The sequence below is a fragment of the Bacillus cereus group sp. N31 genome (genome assembly GCF_016483245.1).
GTDB classification, from domain to species: Bacteria; Bacillota; Bacilli; order Bacillales; family Bacillaceae_G; genus Bacillus_A; species Bacillus_A toyonensis.
The window spans coordinates 1-15,933 of record NZ_JAEHCH010000015.1; the positions used below are offsets into that span (position 1 = coordinate 1).

The following is a 15,933-nucleotide window of genomic DNA, read 5'->3' on the forward strand; positions in this document are numbered from 1 at the left end:
ATACTTACTATAGAAAAAATTTTCCCAATCATGTTCTTGATTAAAGAAAATAAGTTCTTATAACTCATAAAGAACACCTTACCCAAATATAGTAATTACCTCTCATAGAATGTACCGTTACAAAAAATTTATGCTTATAAAGAATAAATGCATTTTAATTAATTTAATCCATTATTATTAAGTGCTTTTAATAATAAAAACTAAAGATGTTTATCATTATTTCATTTCAAATAGCTTTATATATTTTCAACCGAATATTGTCTAAAGGAACTGGAGACATTACTAAATGCGAAAGGAGGGAAAACCATGAAGAAAGAACTTTCATCTATTTTAAGTGCCCTATTACTAACTATTATGGTTTTTGGTACAAGCGTCCATGCTGAATACGATGGATATAATACGAATAGAGTTAACAACAGCAATAGTACAACTCGAGTTAATGACTATAATATGAATAGAGTTAATGACCATAACACGAATAGAGTTAATAATGATGTGAGAACTCGAAATGTAAATACGACAAATGATTTAAATGATAATCGTAATAAAAACAATAATTGGGCTTGGCTTGGTTTATTGGGACTAGTTGGATTATTTGGCCTTAGAAAAAAAGACAATGATCCAGAAAGACGTTAATGTAAAACATTGTATTTAATTTTAAAAGATATTTATTTTTTAAAGTCAATAACAAACCGAAAGAACCATAATTTTGCCCCTTGGGCAGGCTTATGGTTCTTTCGGTTTGTGGCGATCCTCATATAACTTCAATTTTTGCCTATGCTGTCCCAGAGTGTTTCATCTATTGCTTATTAAGCGCAGGAGGTAATTTCTACGACTGTCAAAATATATGTAAACCACATCAACGGTAAAGAGCGTCCCCTTTGAGCCCTTCAATCCTTGAAGGGCTCCCACGCTAGTTAATCAAATCAAATAATCTCTTTGCTTCGCTAAATCTGTTTTGATTGACCAACATCCTTTTTCCTATAACAGGGCTCTTGCTACTACACCAAGTACTCCTGTTAACAATCCGCTTATGATTAATCGTAAAATCCATGTAGTATTTGCACTAATTTTATCTAATTGTTTATTAATAGTTAAAACATCCTTTTCAGCTACTAGTATTCTTGTTTCTAAATTTTTCATATCATGTTGCATAGCTTTTAAATCTAGTTTCATTTGATTAAAATCTTTTTCTAGTTCCTCCAATTTTGTCATATAACATATTTCTCCTTTAAAATTTAATTTTAATACTTTATATGCATATGATAATTAAAGGATAGTGATACAAAGAGAGGTCCTAAATCTATTAGAGTTGCACCACCTGCCCATCAAGCTACATTAATAAAAAATACGGCAACTGTATGCTTTATATTAAAACTTCTGGCAAGTTTATGAGTAAAAAAAGATTTATGGCAATATTATGGTTCAAATCACAACAATCACATAAAAACGGATACTATTAATCGGATACAATGAATTTCTTAACTTGATGGTAATGGAGCATTACTTCCATTTGACGAACTACGCTTCTTTTTATGCCGTTTCTTCACTTACCCATATCTTATATTGTGTGTAACTGCCCCTTTTGCTGAATCCCTTGGTATCATTGATTTCATTTTACTTTCTCTTTTGAGTTACACAGTACAAAAATTATGAGTAACTGTATAGAGATACCACCAACATTTTGCAAAATAACCTACGCTATGCGGAAAAATAAAATAAGCTGCCCATATGGACAGCTTATTTACATAATTATCGTTGCTGGAAGTGAATAGTTTCAGATTAAAATGAACTAAATAATCAGGGGAGCGGTCAAGTCCAAACCGAGTTCTGTATGTAACATATATTGATTAAATGTATGATAAAGAAAGTGAGGCTAACACAAATGAACACTTCCAATCAATTTAACCCTCCTATTCTGTTCATCCCAAAAGAGAAAGAATGTTACGAAAAAAGAATATCTGTCTTGGTTTCCATCAAGATAGATCCTAAGACTTTATCTCTTTGTTCAAGTTCGAGCCATCAGTTTACTGCGACAGGTACGTATTCTGACAAATCAACTAGGGACATTACAAAACTTGTAGAGTGGTACTCTAGCAATCTTTCAAGTGCAATAGTTTCAAATGAGGAAGAAACAAAAGGTTTGACTACAGCAATTAATACTGGGGAAGCTCAAATTTTTGCAAGATTAGACGGAATCATGAGTTCGGATAGTTGTCTCACCGTTATTGAACCAGTGGTTCAAACTACAAATTTAAAGGAATCCAATAATTGTACGTTGGATATAAATAGAACAATTCCTAGGACTGAGACAACCAGTATGAATTGTCCTAGCAGAACTTTCGACTTTGGTAAGGACGTCTTATTGCTTGAGAATGATGTTGCTTCTTATGATTTTGCCAAACAACTTTGGTCACTCACTAAATATACTGTTTTGCAGATATCTCCATCAATTATCAAAGATCAATACACTACAGGTGAACAACTGGCAGCGGATTACTGGTGTGTTTGGATCGGAATTCAAGGGAATATTACTGATCTGGACGTCATGGCAATGATGAAACCAGGAGGAATCATTGATGAATTCACCAAGCTCGGTGGGATTTTCATTGTACACGATACCGATACTAATCCAAGAATTGTAACATCTTCTGAAGGACTTGAGTTCATTGGGGGGAAATCTGAGTCACTAACACAATTTTCGAAGCTTGTACAAATACCTTTGTCCTTTGAGTATCTTCGAACATATTTATATATTAACTCTAACAAGAAAGAAGGTGACTCTATGGCTCTTGAAACTAACTGTGAGACTTGTACTCCTCCTGAAGGTTCCACATCGATTCTTACTGTGGATATACCAGGTGGTCTAGCTATTAATTTATTGGGAATTCATATCGAAGCTTGTCCAATCTGCGTTACAGTATTTACTGATGGATCCGATACACTTACATCTCAACAACAAGATATCACAAATAATCTTATCAAAATCGTTCAGAATTTAGTTCCAAATATTCCTGGTGCTTAAAGGGAAATAGTTTGTAATTTAATACAGGACTTGACCAAAAAACGGTCGAGTCTTTTTTATTTTTTTCCAAAATGCTGCAATACCCTAGATTTAAAAAGAAATAAGCAATGATTAGATTTTAAACCTTGTCATTGCCTTATCCATTGCATCTTGATTTACACCTATATAACGTAAAGTGACCTTCTCTGAGGAGTGATTGAATATTTCCATGAGTAATGCTATGTTTTTTGTTTGCATGTACATATGATACCCGTAGGTCTTCCTCAAGGTATGTGTGCCTATTTCATCTAATCCGAATTCTGCCGCTGCTCCACTTAATATCTTATATGCCATACTACGACCAATTGGACAATTCCTACCTTGTCTACTTTGCAATAAGTACTCATTATCTTCTCTTTCTTCAATAAACCATTTAAGTTCTCTTTTCAGTGCTGCAGTAATTTGTATTCGTTTCTGTTTCCCTGTTTTCTTTTCCCGCATAGATATATGACTGCCTTTAACATCCCCTACTTTCAATTTCAAAATATCTGAGATTCTGAGCCCTGTATTAATACCCATAATGAAGAGAATGTAATTACGTAAGCTCTTTTCCTTAAAATACTCTTTTAGCTGTTGTATTTGCTCTGGATCACGTATCGGCTGAACAAAATTCATTATTCATTACCTCCAGTTTCTTCAGTCTCATAAACTTCTAATCTAAGAGCAAAAGCAAGTTTATAAAATACTCTAGCCTTAACACGTCGATAAGTACGCTCGCTCATGCCGATTTCGTTATATACCATATAATCACATACATCCTCATCTTCTAAATAACGCTTAATGATGATGTCTCTTTGATTCTTTCCTGCACGCCCATTACCCAAACGACTAAGAAACTGATCAATACGAAATGATGTTTGCTTAATCCACTCTTCTCTTTCACTTTGCTGAATATTAGCCATCGCTACATCTTCTAATGGCTTTCCTACATCATTTGTAGGTCCGTGATATCTAATTTCATAAGAAGGAGTGACTTTCATTTCTTCACGCATCATTCCAAACTGTCTATATAAACGTACATTTTCGAGAACACCCTCTAATTTTTTCTGCGTTGCTACTCTATCGATTTTTGGTAAGAAAGATAATTGTTTAGTCATGTAAGACCACTCCTTTTTATTTTCAAATTACTTTTGTTTTAATGCTCCGCGTCTTCGTTCATAACAAGGTCTATGCATCCCCATTAAATCCTCAATTTCACGAGTACTTAATTTCTCTTTTTATTTTTTCTTCTTTCCTTGCTTGGATTGCTTTTTCCATTCATGTAATTGATCTTTTAGTGCCTTCATTTCCCCATCTCCCTTTTAAAAATAAAGAGGACACCATTTCTTAAAACAGCTTAATTACTGTTCTAAAAATTGGTGTCCTCTAGTTTTCTAGCCGGACGATATTCATTTCAAAGGATTATTTTATAAAAATATTAACTAGCAAAATAATTAATATTACTAAGCTATTACTCCAATCGTTCTATTTAATTTATACATATATTAATAGTAATTTGAGAAAAGGAGGTGTTTTTATATGGCTGAGCATACAAAATGTGTTTGCGAACAATTAGAAAGATTACAGTTAGGTACAGAAGTAGATGTTTTCCTTACAGGAACAACACTAGAGGATCTTATTTTTACTAACTTTAATCCAGATAATTTTTGTGTAACATTTGTGGATAACACAACAGAACCTGGCTCTATAATTGTTTTGGACTGTCGTGATATTCAAGCGCTTAGAATTGAAGCTGAATAGAGTAAAGATGGGGCTTTGAAAAAAGCCCTATTTCATACAGCATATTTCAATATAAATTATAAAATAGAGGAGCCGGAAAAATGTCAGTTTTCATCAACTTTGCTATTACTCCCAAAGTATTCAATCCTAATCTAACATCTCTTCCAAATAACCGACGTTCTTTTATCCCAACCCCAAAAGAGAGTTCTAAAAATATTTGCTATCTTTTAGAAACATTTTACTTAGGAAAAAAAATAAAACAGCTGTTAGTTAACGGCACAATATTAAAAGCTTCTATATTTGTAGGATTCCATAATAGATCCCGCCTTGCTACATTTATAGATGAAAACGGAAATATCACTGTAGTTAACTGCGAGCGTATTGATGCGATTCTACTCTAATTATGAATTTACATTTAAATAAATAATCATTATTTTCAAGATACACGTTAGTTCTTACACATAATACCAATAACTGTTACCATAAAAAACTTGGTCCGAAGTGCACTTATATACAATACCTTTTTTATTTGACCGAATAAGTCTCCAGATTCCGTCAATACTGTAGACAACCCATTTCTTAACCACATTCCATGATTCGAGCAGTTAGCTTTTGCTAACTGCTTTTTATTGCGCTCCAACTCTTGCTTCTTGAAATGCTCCTTGACTGCCTTTTTCCAATAAGTACCCATTCCTTATTTTCCTTGAATAAATTTTTAAACCTTGTCTATGCTATAGATACATTCAATTATTGAACTTCCTAATTTAAGTTTTAAGTGAATAAAATTCTAATTTTTTCCGATACTATGGAAGAATTTAAAAGGTTATTTTAAATTCTTCCCACTCTAGTTCTCTTGGTCGAGAGGTGAGCAGTTAGCTTTTGCTAGCTGCTCTTTTTAATTTATTCGAATAAAATTCTAAATTCTGTCCAATACTATAAATGGGCTGATACAGCTTGAATTCACAGTGACCTCTGTAATGTTCTTTTCCCCTTTCTCTGAGGGCTTAGCAGTTAGCTTTCGCTAACTGCTATTTATATGGATTTTATTTAGTAATTCCATATTTCATCTCCTCGAATAAAATCAAATATTCTGGCGACACTAAATACAAGCTACTTTTTCCCCAAAGTACTTTCTTTTAGCAGTGCTTGTGAGGGCAGTTAGCTTTTTGCTAACTGCTTTTTTTATATTAAACTAATAATAAAACTTTGTTCTTATTTCTGTTTTACAACAAATATTTCTAACCTAGCCCCAGCTCAAAGTGTTACCTCCTATCTTAAAGAGCACTTATGCATGGTGCTCTTTTTTTATTGTCTTATTTCTACAAAATGAAATTTTTGTTGTAATAATCCCCGTATAACATTTCCAATCCTGCTAACACTATAACTGTAACTCTAAGTTACACATCTTAACTTGTAGGGCCTAATTTTCTTTTGTACAACAAGCAGTTAGCTCATTAGGCTGATTGCTTTGTTGTGCTGAATGAAGTTTTAATTTAGTTTTCTTTCCTGCATATTTTTTCGAATTCTGTTTATACTATAGTTGTAACTTTTCGTTACAACTTATATCTGTATCCAGTGAAACTTCTAAAATTGTACAATAGAGCAGTTAGCTACTTCAGCTAGCTGCTTTGTTGTGCTGAATGAAGTAGCTAGCTCAAGTAGCTATAAAAAGCTTTCTCAACATTCACAAAATGGAAATCAATTTCCTTTTATGGCGATATATCGGTAATTCTATAAAAGTTTATCGTTTCATTAAAAGGACCCGTCCCCCCTAATCGGGTCCTTTTAAATGTTCCTTACTAAAATAACGTTTGTATACTAGTTTACAAGCCGTTTCTTTTCATAGAAATACAACATAGTATAAAATACAGGACCAAGCTTTCTAAAAACTTGTCCGAGTTAGTTCTTAAAAAGAGGTGAACATAAATGCCTATCGTTAAGCCTTTTATAGCTGGAAGACGATTTGTAAGTACAGCAGCAACAGGAACTGCCGCTGGAGCGGATTTAACTTTTGCTAACACAGACTTCACTAATGACACTGGTGCTGTAACAACATTCCCTGCTTCTTACGCTTATTTTACGCTTTATATTAATGGCGTTATTCAAACTGGTGATACTATTACTGGTGTGACTACTACAGCTGCTACTATTGTAGGAGGAGCCGTCCTAGATGGAGGTACTCCTATTGCAATTGAATTTACTATAACGTAACTTTAGTTGTCTTTTTAGAGGTTTCTTTAGTAGAAACCTCTAATTTTAAAAACTGACATTAACTTTAGTATCAACTACATAATACAGTGCATATACTAGTATAGAATGATAGGTATTTATACTCACTCTCGAAAAGAGCACTTATATATAGTGCTCTTTTTTAGCTTCTTCTTTTCTACAAAATGAAATTTTTATTAAGTTCACTTTCACTCCTGTATAACCTTTCCGATTCCGCTTATACTATAGCTGTAACTTAAAGTTACATAGCATTACTTGTAGGGCCTAATTTTTTTGTACAACAAGTAGTTAGCTAATCCAGCTAGCTGCTTTGTTGTGCCAAATTAATTTTGGGTTCAAATAATTCACACCTTTTTAAAAATACACATACGATATTACATATTCTTTTACAGTAATGGTACTGGTCATAAGAGCATCCTCAAAGGTTGCTCTTTTAAATTTAATCTTCTATTTAATCTGTTCACAATTTTATGAGGTAGACATATTATTAACAAGACAAGACATAGTTTATATATAGTGGTGCACAAAAAACTTTGTGTACCATTTTTCATCTCGATAACTTAGTAATTAAATAGCTTTTTTGTTCAAATACTTCACGTCCATAAAAAAATTACATTTGGTATCATGTACTCTTTTACACTAAGAGCTTTGATCCGAAGAGCACTTATATAGTGCTCTTTTTGGTATGGAATGTGAAATAAAGGCTTGCTCTTAAAACCTTTTATGTAATTATTGTAGGGTTTTTCCTTACACCCGTGTGTCTGTTTACTCATAAGTTGTTAAAGTATAAATATAAATTGTTAGTTAATTTATAAGGGAGGTGTAAAAATGAGTAAATTTAAAAAGAATTGTCACATACCCTTTCCATGTGCCTTTCCTTTACCTCAAATCGGGTCTACTGGATTAACCGGTGCTACTGGACCTTCGGGACCTACTGGAGCTACCGGACCTTCAGGTGGACCTCGGGGACCTACCGGGCCTACTGGAATTCAAGGTAGCCTGGGACCTACTGGGCCTCAAGGTATTTCTGGACCTCAAGGGATTCCTGGGATTTCTGGATCTATTGGTCCAACTGGACCTTCTGGAATTCAAGGTATCCAAGGCATCCAAGGCATTCCTGGCATTCAAGGTCCTATTGGACCCACTGGAATAACAGGGGTCACTGGAATTCAAGGGATTCCTGGCATTCAAGGGATTCCTGGCATTCAAGGGATTCAAGGGATTCCTGGGCCGACCGGCCCTCAAGGGATTCCTGGCATTCCTGGTTCTGTAGGTCCAACTGGACCTTCTGGAGCTGTTGGACCTACCGGCCCTTCCGGGGGACCGCCAGGACCAACGGGCCCGACTGGACCTTCTGGGGGACCACCAGGACCAACCGGAGTGACTGGCCCCACTGGACCTTCTGGGTCACCAGGACCAACCGGACTTCAAGGTATCCAAGGGATCCAAGGCATTCCTGGCCCCACTGGACCTCAAGGAAGTCAAGGGATTCAGGGGATTCAAGGTAATCCGGGGCCTATTGGTCCTATTGGACCCACTGGAATAACTGGGGCGACTGGAATTCAGGGTATCCAAGGTATTCAAGGTGATCCGGGACTTATTGGACCTATCGGCCCGACTGGCCCAACTGGGCTTCAAGGTATCCAAGGCATCCAAGGCATTCCTGGGCCTACTGGATTACCAGGAACCGCTGGAGCTACCGGACCTACTGGGCCTACCGGTCTTACAGTATCTGGGTTATCTCATTATGCTTATGTTTTCAATACAGCAGCTCAAGTTGTTGCCTTAGAAGCACCTATTCTTTTTAATTCACATGGTAGAATGACATCTGGTTTTACTCATACACTGGGAACTTCTCAATTAATGGTTCTTAATGCAGGAGATTATAAAATTTCTTTTTCTGTATCAGGAGTTGAGCCTAATCAATTCACACTTTTTTTAAATGGTGCTCCGGTTACCAGCGCAGTTTATGGATCAGGTGCAGGAACTCAGCAAAACAATGGGCAAACAATTCTCTCTTTAGCCGCAGGTGATATTATTACCCTTAATAATCATACTTCCGCTGCTGCAGTTACTTTACAGACTTTGGCAGGTGGAACACAAACAAATATAAATGCTTCGATTGTAATTGAAAAATTAAATTAATCATTTATTTCTTGAAACTCTGGCAGTAAATAACCTGGTGTAGATTTCTTTTTTCAACAAGCAGTTAGCTTTTGCTAGCTGCTCTTTTAATTAAAATAACGATTTTGTATTAAATCACGAACTTTCACTGGATCTGGTAGTGCTTTTTGTTCGTTTTTTCAAATAGAGATTTTGTTTTACTTTTGCTAGCTACCCTTCCCTTGTATAAATGCACCTTTTTTACACACCCTATTAAAATCCAAATATTCCTCTTTTAGGACGGTACTAATATGAACAAGACATTAAAATACATTTTAATCTTCTTTTGTGCGGTATTTTATATTGTAATTATGGGCTCGATTGTCTATCTAAACTTTGTTTAAGAGCATTTTATTCCTCCAAGTAAGAAATCTAAGATCAAAATTAGTAGCGCACTACAAGTCGCTCTTTAGCTTTAAAATAAGGATTTTGTTTAAATTTCATTAACCTTATTGATTCCTTTGCATACAGTATTATCACAAGGAATTCCACAGGTGGCTCTGGTCCAGTTACCTTGAATTTCTTGCACACCTTGTGGAAAGAATCCGTTTATAACAAACGGGTTCTTTTATTTTTTCGTCATAAAATAACTATTTTGTTTGGTTTTAGAACCCTATTAAATTGGTACTGTACTTTTTTTAAACCCCTCTTTAATATCGCTAGGTAAGTACAGTACCAATTGCCTATTATTAATAAGATAACTCTGGTCTTTCTTCTGGTACGATGGAATCACTGTCATCTATTTCATCAAGAATTATTTGCGTACGATCTTGATTCATTTTCATTAATAGCAGTTCAAATGAGTTTAAATTTCTTAAAGATTTTAAATCAGGAACATTATCAAATTGCATGTCCCATCCTTCACCTTTTCCTGATTTCCATTTAGATAATCGAATGGCAAAGTTCATTTTCTCATCATGATCACATTCAAATACTAATGTTGCATATTTAAAGGAACTCCAATCCCTATCATCATCCTCAACTACTTCAAATCTAACATCCACATATTCATACGTTGGTTCATCATCGTAATCAACTTCTAATCCATCTGTTTCTACATTTTGTTCAACATGTTCTTTCCATTTATCAAATAAGTCTGTTACCTTAATTTCTTTTTCTGCTGCCGGTATCATTAATTCTTGGAAATTACTTAATAACTTTTTGTTTTCTAATGCTGAATTCTTTAGAACAGCGACCATTACGCTGTCTAATTTAGTTATATAATTCGAGTAATCATAGTTTTCTAGATATGGAACCATAACCGACTTCACTTTTTCTTCAATCACTTTTGTTAAATCGCCATATGATCCAAATAAACTTCCTAATGCATTGTTAATGCCTTTTTCTAACTGTTCCTCAATTAACTTCTCAACCATTCCCTCTGCTAACTTCTTGCCAATCACGTCTTTAATGCTGTTTTCTAAATTCATTATTATCGCTCCCTTATTTTTGTTTTGTATTCAAATAACGCTTTTGTTCAATTTCCAGCCCATCTCTACAAATCATGCAGGACTTACACTCCTAAATGTCGAATATTGACAGATTTAGGAGGTGTATTTTTAATGAAATTTCAAAAAGAATATGAAATATTGCACTCTATAAATCCTGATAAAATACTAGAAATTTCGTTTGACTTTAAAAAGCATAGAATTAAAATATTCTTTTCTAACAAAGAAGAAAATCAATTTTTGGTTCTTGTGTGCGAAAATAGTAAAATCTCTTTTGTTAAAAATTACCCAGTCATTTTCAAAAATGGTGTTGCTAATATTGGTATGCACTGGGGTCGTTACTATACATACGCCATTGGATTAAGCAACACAACAAACCCAGGATTTACCGAGTTTCAGAAAAAACTTAAAGAGTCAATTCAAAGTGTAGTCAACTCAAATGATGATTTTAAAATCTCTTTTCTTGATAGTCGTGAAGGCATACAAAAAATCCGAGATGCCAACAGTAATTCTGTGCTACCGAATGAAGCAATTTATTATCATTGCATCAGGAGAACACCTATTACTGATAAACAATTTAAGAAAGTAACAGATTCGCTTGGTAAAGACATAGCTATACATTTAAAAAACTCAAATGTAACAGCTGTCTTCACAGCGGATATCACTAAGCAAAAAACATTCGTTCTTCCTTAGACCAGTGATAAATAGCTTCACTACTCCAATCCGTTCCAAAGAAACACATTTAGAGTGGATTGGATTTATCTATTCAATTAACGCTTTTTGTTTAGTTTTCCTCTGCAAAACTTCATGCACCATCAATATAATTGTTTGACCACTCTCGCCATTGTTCTTCAAGAAATTGCTCTACATCCTTATCTACTTTCGGATCATATAACGTGAATGTTTCATCATGTGTTGCACCTACGTAACCGATACCCAATGTAAAACACACCTTTGTATTTGGATCCATTTCTTATTCCTCATTTCTCTACAAAATTCAAATTTGATTAAAGTAACTGTGTTTTTCGTTCTTCCATACGAATTACTTTTCCACTTTGATATACAAATGATTGTTCACCAAATCCACCTTGGGGTGGTTCTATTAGTTGGACCTGACCATTTTTAACAACATATATTCCGTTTATTTTCAAATCTATTTCAGCTGTCATTTCTTCAAGTTTTTCTTTAATAATTCCCACTAAGACCACTCCCGTATGTTATGATTATTTTGTCGAAGCAAGTCGGGAGCAATCTCGGCTTTTTTGTTTGTCTACAAATATCGCACAACATTTTCTGGAACAAATAATTGCTCAAGTGATAAATAAAGCCGTATTGGAATCGGCTCCTTATTATCTCTCGCAGACTTGCAAAGCTCCTCCGCTTCTTCCCAATCGAACTGCTTATCTTCCACTCGCTTAAATCTCCAAATTCCAATTGTATATTCCTCAAATAATTCATACTGATCATTTGGCGCTGTTGTTGGTTTTAATTCATCAGTAGCTCTTACTTGCTTTGGTACTTGAACAACTACATCCGTAAAACGAACTTTAGAATTTAATCGATGAATGTGTGCTTTCTCAGTATCGAATGCTACTACAGGCTCAACATCAAATATTGTTAACTGCTTTGGCATTACAATCCTCCTAAGCCTCTTTTTTATATTTAGCTAATACTTGTTCTAAACGTTTACGTTCACCCTCTAAATCCGTTTCATCGTGCTTTACAGGCTGAGATTGCACTTCTGTTTCTTGTGTATGTAACCAATCAGGAACAATTTCTTTTCGAGCATTACTTCTGCCACCACGAGATTGGTATTTCTTGCGGAATTGAGTTTGTGCAGCTTCAACATCAGTAGTACTCTTATACCCCTTAGCATGCCAATCTCTTAAAATACCTTGTACATAAGACATATTAGGTGCATTCTTTTCTAGAGCTATTTTCATTGCTTTAATAACAAGCTGTGCATTCAAATCTTCAATCCATGCATTAATACCCTCAGCTACAAATGGTTTAAGAACTCCAAAATTTTGCTCATAGAATGCTATTGGATTTTCTTCTGCAACTTTTTTATCTCTTGAGCAGCTTGCTGCTTCTTCTTTTGTTTTTGTTTCTTCTTTTTCTTTTGTTTCTGTTTTTGTTTCTTCTTTTTCCTTCATAGGGTCTTCGAAGCCCCTTATAAGCCACTCAAAACGAGCTTGGAAGTATTCCTTAATACGAGGAATTTTAAAATCTTGCTGCTGTTCTAAATCTAAACATGTCTCATAAAAATCAATTAAAAAATCTTCACACTTAATATTCTGGATTTCTTTTAACACACACTTTTCAATATTCATATTTGTAATAGCATTGAATTTAAGCCAATTAAGCAACATAATTTCTTTCGTCTTTTTGTTGTAATAAATTTTCCCATAATCAGCAAAACGCTCTAGCAACTTCTCAACCGTTTCACGGTTATACCCTGTATCCATTTCTATCACTCGTAATGGAAGCTCATAGATACCACTCTGAGAAGTTTTACTATTAGTCATTAAGTATAAGTAGAAGTATTTTTCCTCCGGTGTAAGATCTAAAACGAAAGCATCTTGCCAATATGAAACTTGAACAGGTCTATAAACTGCCATATTATTCATCCTCCATTGTTTTACTTGATTTGCTTTGATATACTTAATCCAATTCAATTTTTAGAAAGACTCTCTATAAGAGTCTAAAATCTATCACTCTGCCAAGTGATAGATTTTTTATTTTTTACGACTAACTACTGATGCATTGATTCCCTGCCCTTGAAGGCTTTTAACAACTACACGATAACTCTTCGATACATCGTGATCCTCTTTTTCATTACGAAGGCTCTTAAATTCTTTTGCGCATCTATTTAATTCCTTCTCCCAATGATCTGCTTCATCTAATGAACTAGCATTGAACATGTTATGAATACATGTCACCATACAGTTATGTAATTCATTTGCAAAAACAAAATCACCTGGTAGAACTAAGTCGAACAGACGATTACATTCTACTTTCATAATTTGCTCCCCATTTTTAATGATTTGATACTGTACGCATCGTTATGACCAGAAAGAAAAAGCAGACTCTATTAAAAAATGGGGTCTCAGCCTTTCTGATCATAACGACAAGCACAATTGCTTGTCGCACTAAATTGTTATATGCTATAATTTATCTATTGTCATGATTGGCTATCGCAAGCTATGCGGTGGCCTTTCCTTTTTTCTTTTTGTTTTTCAAAACAAATGCTGCTTCTATAATTCGAATCCTTATCTCCATTAATTTCTTCTCTTGTTTTAAATCCCTAGCTTTCATATAGTCTCCACAAACTGCTGCAATTCGAATATCACCATATAAATTTGCTTCCTTACGAATTAGCGTTTTATATTGATTTAAAGTTGGACTTGCATAATCAATTGTCATCACTTAAACCTCCCCAATAAAATAATTAAATTAAGCTTTTATATACTTCCTAGCTCGTAATGATACTTTCCAGTACTTAAAGATTTCTTTCATTGAAAAACCATATTGATCACATAGGACCGCTACGAGGCTCATCATTGAACCTGTAGCATCCAGGACTTCATGCATTACCTTTTTCAAATCCTCTTTCTCTCTTTCGGACCAAGTTTGTGAAGGCTTAGACCAACATACTGTATCAAGTTGTTCCAACGCTTCATTGGTCTCTTGTTGGACCATGTACCTCATACTTGCAGGATGTAGATCTATAAGCTCTCCATTAAAAAATGGGATACTAACATAACCAGTAGCTTCACTCCACATTTTGAAAAACAGTTGTGGATCATCAATGCCTTCTGTAATACATTTTCTTAAATCCTCTGGTAACTTTCGTTTTTCAGTTTCATATTTTGCTAGTGACTCACGACTCACAGGGATTTCTAAGGAGAGTTGTTCTTGGGTGATTCCCTTTCGTTTTCGTGCCATAGCAACTTCTTTTCCTATGGACATCGTTTACTTCCCCCATTCGTACCTAAAGCAATATTTATTTGTGACAACTTACTATGGTAATTTATTATTAGACGGATTCTTTAAATGGATTGTAATACTCTGTATTGTTTTCTATCCATTCAGTGTGATTTTCCATCCACTTAAAAAGAAGGTGTGTAGGAATAAGAACCCCTGCTTCGCGACATACTGGAAAATCAGAACGGTTTAATAGCTCAGATGCTTTGGTGCGTTTAATATGTAACAGGTCCATTAATTCTGTAATAGTTAAAAATGGTGGTAATTCTTTCATTGGTTGAAGGTGCTCAGTTGCTTTTTGCACTTCTTCCCGGATAATTTGACGAAATGATTCGATATCGAAGTTAATCATAAATACCTCTCTCCACCCGATTTTGTTCCTTTAAGGAACATCGATTCCCAAAAAATATTGTCCAATCAAAATTCAAACTTCCCCCTATTTTTTTAGCTATTTCTACGGAAGGTGTTTTTGTTCCATTTTCAATATGAGTGTAATAACTTCTAGATATATTGCATTTATTTACAATACCTTCATGTGTATATCCTTTTACATATCTAAATTCTTTTAACCAATCCCTCAATATTATTACCTCCTTGTTTCTTAAAAGAACATCTTAACAAGATTATAAGTTACTTTAAGGAACAATTCAACAAAAAAGTTCCTTTAAAGAACAATCGATCGAGTTACTATTAGTAACACAAAAATTCGTTTATAATTAAAAGTAATTTTTAAATATAATGGTGGTGACTACTTTGAATACCTTTGGTGAAAAATTGAAGTTTTTACGAGAAGAAAAAAAGAAAGACAACGCTGAATGGACACAAACATATGTAGCTAATCAACTAGGTGTTGCTCGTACTACATATACTGCATATGAAAATGATACTAAACAACCACCTATGGAAACTATCTTAAAGATAGCCAATCTCTTTTCTGTTTCTACTGATTTTTTACTTGGTAGAGTGTCTAATTGTAAACAAACAAAGTCCCCTGAAATGGACACTATAATAAATGACCCTGAATTAGGACTCTGGTTCAAAAATATTAAAGATGCCTCTCCTGAAAAACGTGAGGAATTAAAGCGTTTTTGGGATTTCATAATGCTGAATGAAAAAAATAGAAAAAGTGAAGATAAATAAAATAGAAAATTTATTAACAAAAAACACGCTTCATGCGTGTTTTTTGTTACATATACATTTTATTGTTATATTATCTTTATTAAATAAAAAGTGTTAGTTCTATACTTTGAATGCAATTCAGAATAGAGGTTGGTTTTTAATAGACAATCTTTCAAGATTGCTCTTAGTTATGACAAGAGGTCC

At 34.2% G+C, this 15,933-nt stretch carries 22 protein-coding genes; 8 read left to right on the forward strand and 14 right to left on the reverse strand.

Annotated elements, in window-relative coordinates; translation table 11 throughout:
• Positions 1 to 306 precede the first annotated feature (306 nt).
• Positions 307 to 636, forward strand: a complete 330-nt coding sequence (locus tag JDS81_RS18010; RefSeq protein WP_098145715.1) for a WGxxGxxG family protein — start codon at positions 307 to 309, stop codon at positions 634 to 636.
• A gap of 345 nt (positions 637 to 981) precedes the next feature.
• Here the strand turns inward: JDS81_RS18010 and JDS81_RS18015 are convergent, their stop codons facing one another.
• Entirely contained in the window at positions 982 to 1,215 is a 234-nt protein-coding gene (locus JDS81_RS18015; RefSeq protein WP_002135982.1) for a hemolysin XhlA family protein, read from the reverse strand.
• Between the two features lie 670 nt (positions 1,216 to 1,885).
• Here JDS81_RS18015 and JDS81_RS18020 point away from each other — a divergent pair.
• Positions 1,886 to 3,025, forward strand: coding sequence for an Ig-like domain-containing protein (locus tag JDS81_RS18020; RefSeq protein ID WP_070168747.1), 1,140 nt, complete (start codon positions 1,886 to 1,888; stop codon positions 3,023 to 3,025).
• 111 nt (positions 3,026 to 3,136) lie between these two features.
• On the opposite strand, the gene JDS81_RS18025 is transcribed toward JDS81_RS18020, so the two are convergent.
• A complete protein-coding gene (locus tag JDS81_RS18025) occupies positions 3,137 to 3,679 on the reverse strand; it encodes a site-specific integrase (RefSeq protein ID WP_098145717.1) in 543 nt (180 codons plus the stop codon).
• Positions 3,679 to 4,161 carry an ArpU family phage packaging/lysis transcriptional regulator gene (locus JDS81_RS18030; protein ID WP_098145718.1) on the reverse strand — a complete coding sequence of 161 codons (483 nt, stop codon included), beginning with the start codon at positions 4,159 to 4,161 and terminating at the stop codon, positions 3,679 to 3,681. Before JDS81_RS18030 ends, JDS81_RS18025 begins: the two co-directional genes overlap by 1 nt.
• Positions 4,162 to 4,582: 421 nt before the next feature.
• Between JDS81_RS18030 and JDS81_RS18035 the strand changes: the two genes are divergently transcribed.
• Positions 4,583 to 4,804, forward strand: a complete 222-nt coding sequence (locus JDS81_RS18035; RefSeq protein ID WP_000807684.1) for a hypothetical protein — start codon at positions 4,583 to 4,585, stop codon at positions 4,802 to 4,804.
• A gap of 80 nt (positions 4,805 to 4,884) precedes the next feature.
• Positions 4,885 to 5,184, forward strand: coding sequence for a hypothetical protein (locus JDS81_RS18040; RefSeq protein ID WP_097996700.1), 300 nt, complete (start codon positions 4,885 to 4,887; stop codon positions 5,182 to 5,184).
• A gap of 47 nt (positions 5,185 to 5,231) precedes the next feature.
• Here the strand turns inward: JDS81_RS18040 and JDS81_RS18045 are convergent, their stop codons facing one another.
• Positions 5,232 to 5,474, reverse strand: a complete 243-nt coding sequence (locus JDS81_RS18045) for a hypothetical protein (protein WP_097996699.1) — start codon at positions 5,472 to 5,474, stop codon at positions 5,232 to 5,234.
• Positions 5,475 to 6,709: 1,235 nt separating this feature from the next.
• Between JDS81_RS18045 and JDS81_RS18050 the strand changes: the two genes are divergently transcribed.
• Both JDS81_RS18050 and JDS81_RS18055 read left to right on the forward strand, forming a co-directional pair.
• On the forward strand, positions 6,710 to 6,994 hold the full coding sequence (locus JDS81_RS18050) for a DUF4183 domain-containing protein (protein WP_098145722.1): 285 nt from the start codon (positions 6,710 to 6,712) through the stop codon (positions 6,992 to 6,994).
• 846 nt (positions 6,995 to 7,840) lie between these two features.
• The gene (locus JDS81_RS18055) at positions 7,841 to 9,157 is read left to right on the forward strand and encodes a BclA C-terminal domain-containing protein (RefSeq protein ID WP_097837873.1); all 1,317 of its coding nucleotides are present in this window, start codon (positions 7,841 to 7,843) and stop codon (positions 9,155 to 9,157) included.
• Positions 9,158 to 9,864: 707 nt separating this feature from the next.
• Here JDS81_RS18055 and JDS81_RS18060 read toward each other — a convergent pair.
• Positions 9,865 to 10,605 carry a hypothetical protein gene (locus tag JDS81_RS18060; protein ID WP_098145723.1) on the reverse strand — a complete coding sequence of 247 codons (741 nt, stop codon included), beginning with the start codon at positions 10,603 to 10,605 and terminating at the stop codon, positions 9,865 to 9,867.
• 132 nt (positions 10,606 to 10,737) lie between these two features.
• On the opposite strand from JDS81_RS18060, the gene JDS81_RS18065 reads away from it, so the two are divergent.
• Positions 10,738 to 11,316, forward strand: coding sequence for a hypothetical protein (locus tag JDS81_RS18065; protein WP_242481372.1), 579 nt, complete (start codon positions 10,738 to 10,740; stop codon positions 11,314 to 11,316).
• A 112-nt stretch (positions 11,317 to 11,428) separates the two neighbouring features.
• On the opposite strand, the gene JDS81_RS18070 is transcribed toward JDS81_RS18065, so the two are convergent.
• The 9 genes from JDS81_RS18070 to JDS81_RS18110 form a co-directional block, all read right to left on the reverse strand.
• Entirely contained in the window at positions 11,429 to 11,593 is a 165-nt protein-coding gene (locus tag JDS81_RS18070) for a DUF7167 family protein (protein WP_179864574.1), read from the reverse strand.
• 37 nt (positions 11,594 to 11,630) lie between these two features.
• Positions 11,631 to 11,822 carry a DUF3954 domain-containing protein gene (locus JDS81_RS18075; protein ID WP_050821784.1) on the reverse strand — a complete coding sequence of 64 codons (192 nt, stop codon included), beginning with the start codon at positions 11,820 to 11,822 and terminating at the stop codon, positions 11,631 to 11,633.
• 71 nt (positions 11,823 to 11,893) lie between these two features.
• Positions 11,894 to 12,256, reverse strand: coding sequence for a cell division protein SepF (locus JDS81_RS18080; protein WP_097996695.1), 363 nt, complete (start codon positions 12,254 to 12,256; stop codon positions 11,894 to 11,896).
• Positions 12,257 to 12,266: 10 nt separating this feature from the next.
• Complete coding sequence (locus JDS81_RS18085; protein WP_098145728.1) at positions 12,267 to 13,244, reverse strand: DnaD domain-containing protein; 978 nt, start codon at positions 13,242 to 13,244, stop codon at positions 12,267 to 12,269.
• Between the two features lie 117 nt (positions 13,245 to 13,361).
• Positions 13,362 to 13,646, reverse strand: a complete 285-nt coding sequence (locus tag JDS81_RS18090) for a hypothetical protein (protein WP_098145729.1) — start codon at positions 13,644 to 13,646, stop codon at positions 13,362 to 13,364.
• Between the two features lie 181 nt (positions 13,647 to 13,827).
• Positions 13,828 to 14,049 carry a hypothetical protein gene (locus JDS81_RS18095; RefSeq protein ID WP_000151152.1) on the reverse strand — a complete coding sequence of 74 codons (222 nt, stop codon included), beginning with the start codon at positions 14,047 to 14,049 and terminating at the stop codon, positions 13,828 to 13,830.
• Between the two features lie 30 nt (positions 14,050 to 14,079).
• Positions 14,080 to 14,595 (reverse strand): helix-turn-helix transcriptional regulator, encoded by a 516-nt coding sequence (locus JDS81_RS18100; RefSeq protein ID WP_098145731.1) that lies wholly within the window; start codon positions 14,593 to 14,595, stop codon positions 14,080 to 14,082.
• Between the two features lie 67 nt (positions 14,596 to 14,662).
• On the reverse strand, positions 14,663 to 14,962 hold the full coding sequence (locus JDS81_RS18105) for a helix-turn-helix domain-containing protein (protein WP_098145732.1): 300 nt from the start codon (positions 14,960 to 14,962) through the stop codon (positions 14,663 to 14,665).
• Positions 14,955 to 15,191 (reverse strand): helix-turn-helix transcriptional regulator, encoded by a 237-nt coding sequence (locus tag JDS81_RS18110; protein WP_199688605.1) that lies wholly within the window; start codon positions 15,189 to 15,191, stop codon positions 14,955 to 14,957. The genes JDS81_RS18105 and JDS81_RS18110 overlap by 8 nt, the downstream gene beginning before the upstream one ends.
• Before the next feature lie 172 nt (positions 15,192 to 15,363).
• Between JDS81_RS18110 and JDS81_RS18115 the strand changes: the two genes are divergently transcribed.
• Entirely contained in the window at positions 15,364 to 15,750 is a 387-nt protein-coding gene (locus JDS81_RS18115) for a helix-turn-helix domain-containing protein (RefSeq protein ID WP_098145734.1), read from the forward strand.
• The last annotated feature ends 183 nt before the right edge of the window (positions 15,751 to 15,933 follow it).

Coding starts and splice junctions, on each gene's coding strand:
- JDS81_RS18085 (WP_098145728.1), bottom strand. CDS start 13,244: ATGGCAGTTTATAGACCTGTTCAAGTTTCATATTGGCAAGATGCTTTC.
- JDS81_RS18070 (WP_179864574.1), bottom strand. CDS start 11,593: ATGGATCCAAATACAAAGGTGTGTTTTACATTGGGTATCGGTTACGTA.
- JDS81_RS18095 (WP_000151152.1), bottom strand. CDS start 14,049: ATGACAATTGATTATGCAAGTCCAACTTTAAATCAATATAAAACGCTA.
- JDS81_RS18100 (WP_098145731.1), bottom strand. CDS start 14,595: ATGTCCATAGGAAAAGAAGTTGCTATGGCACGAAAACGAAAGGGAATC.
- JDS81_RS18010 (WP_098145715.1), top strand. CDS start 307: ATGAAGAAAGAACTTTCATCTATTTTAAGTGCCCTATTACTAACTATT.
- JDS81_RS18045 (WP_097996699.1), bottom strand. CDS start 5,474: ATGGGTACTTATTGGAAAAAGGCAGTCAAGGAGCATTTCAAGAAGCAA.
- JDS81_RS18020 (WP_070168747.1), top strand. CDS start 1,886: ATGAACACTTCCAATCAATTTAACCCTCCTATTCTGTTCATCCCAAAA.
- JDS81_RS18015 (WP_002135982.1), bottom strand. CDS start 1,215: ATGACAAAATTGGAGGAACTAGAAAAAGATTTTAATCAAATGAAACTA.
- JDS81_RS18030 (WP_098145718.1), bottom strand. CDS start 4,161: ATGACTAAACAATTATCTTTCTTACCAAAAATCGATAGAGTAGCAACG.
- JDS81_RS18025 (WP_098145717.1), bottom strand. CDS start 3,679: ATGAATTTTGTTCAGCCGATACGTGATCCAGAGCAAATACAACAGCTA.
- JDS81_RS18050 (WP_098145722.1), top strand. CDS start 6,710: ATGCCTATCGTTAAGCCTTTTATAGCTGGAAGACGATTTGTAAGTACA.
- JDS81_RS18105 (WP_098145732.1), bottom strand. CDS start 14,962: ATGATTAACTTCGATATCGAATCATTTCGTCAAATTATCCGGGAAGAA.
- JDS81_RS18090 (WP_098145729.1), bottom strand. CDS start 13,646: ATGAAAGTAGAATGTAATCGTCTGTTCGACTTAGTTCTACCAGGTGAT.
- JDS81_RS18040 (WP_097996700.1), top strand. CDS start 4,885: ATGTCAGTTTTCATCAACTTTGCTATTACTCCCAAAGTATTCAATCCT.
- JDS81_RS18055 (WP_097837873.1), top strand. CDS start 7,841: ATGAGTAAATTTAAAAAGAATTGTCACATACCCTTTCCATGTGCCTTT.
- JDS81_RS18065 (WP_242481372.1), top strand. CDS start 10,738: ATGAAATTTCAAAAAGAATATGAAATATTGCACTCTATAAATCCTGAT.
- JDS81_RS18060 (WP_098145723.1), bottom strand. CDS start 10,605: ATGAATTTAGAAAACAGCATTAAAGACGTGATTGGCAAGAAGTTAGCA.
- JDS81_RS18080 (WP_097996695.1), bottom strand. CDS start 12,256: ATGCCAAAGCAGTTAACAATATTTGATGTTGAGCCTGTAGTAGCATTC.
- JDS81_RS18035 (WP_000807684.1), top strand. CDS start 4,583: ATGGCTGAGCATACAAAATGTGTTTGCGAACAATTAGAAAGATTACAG.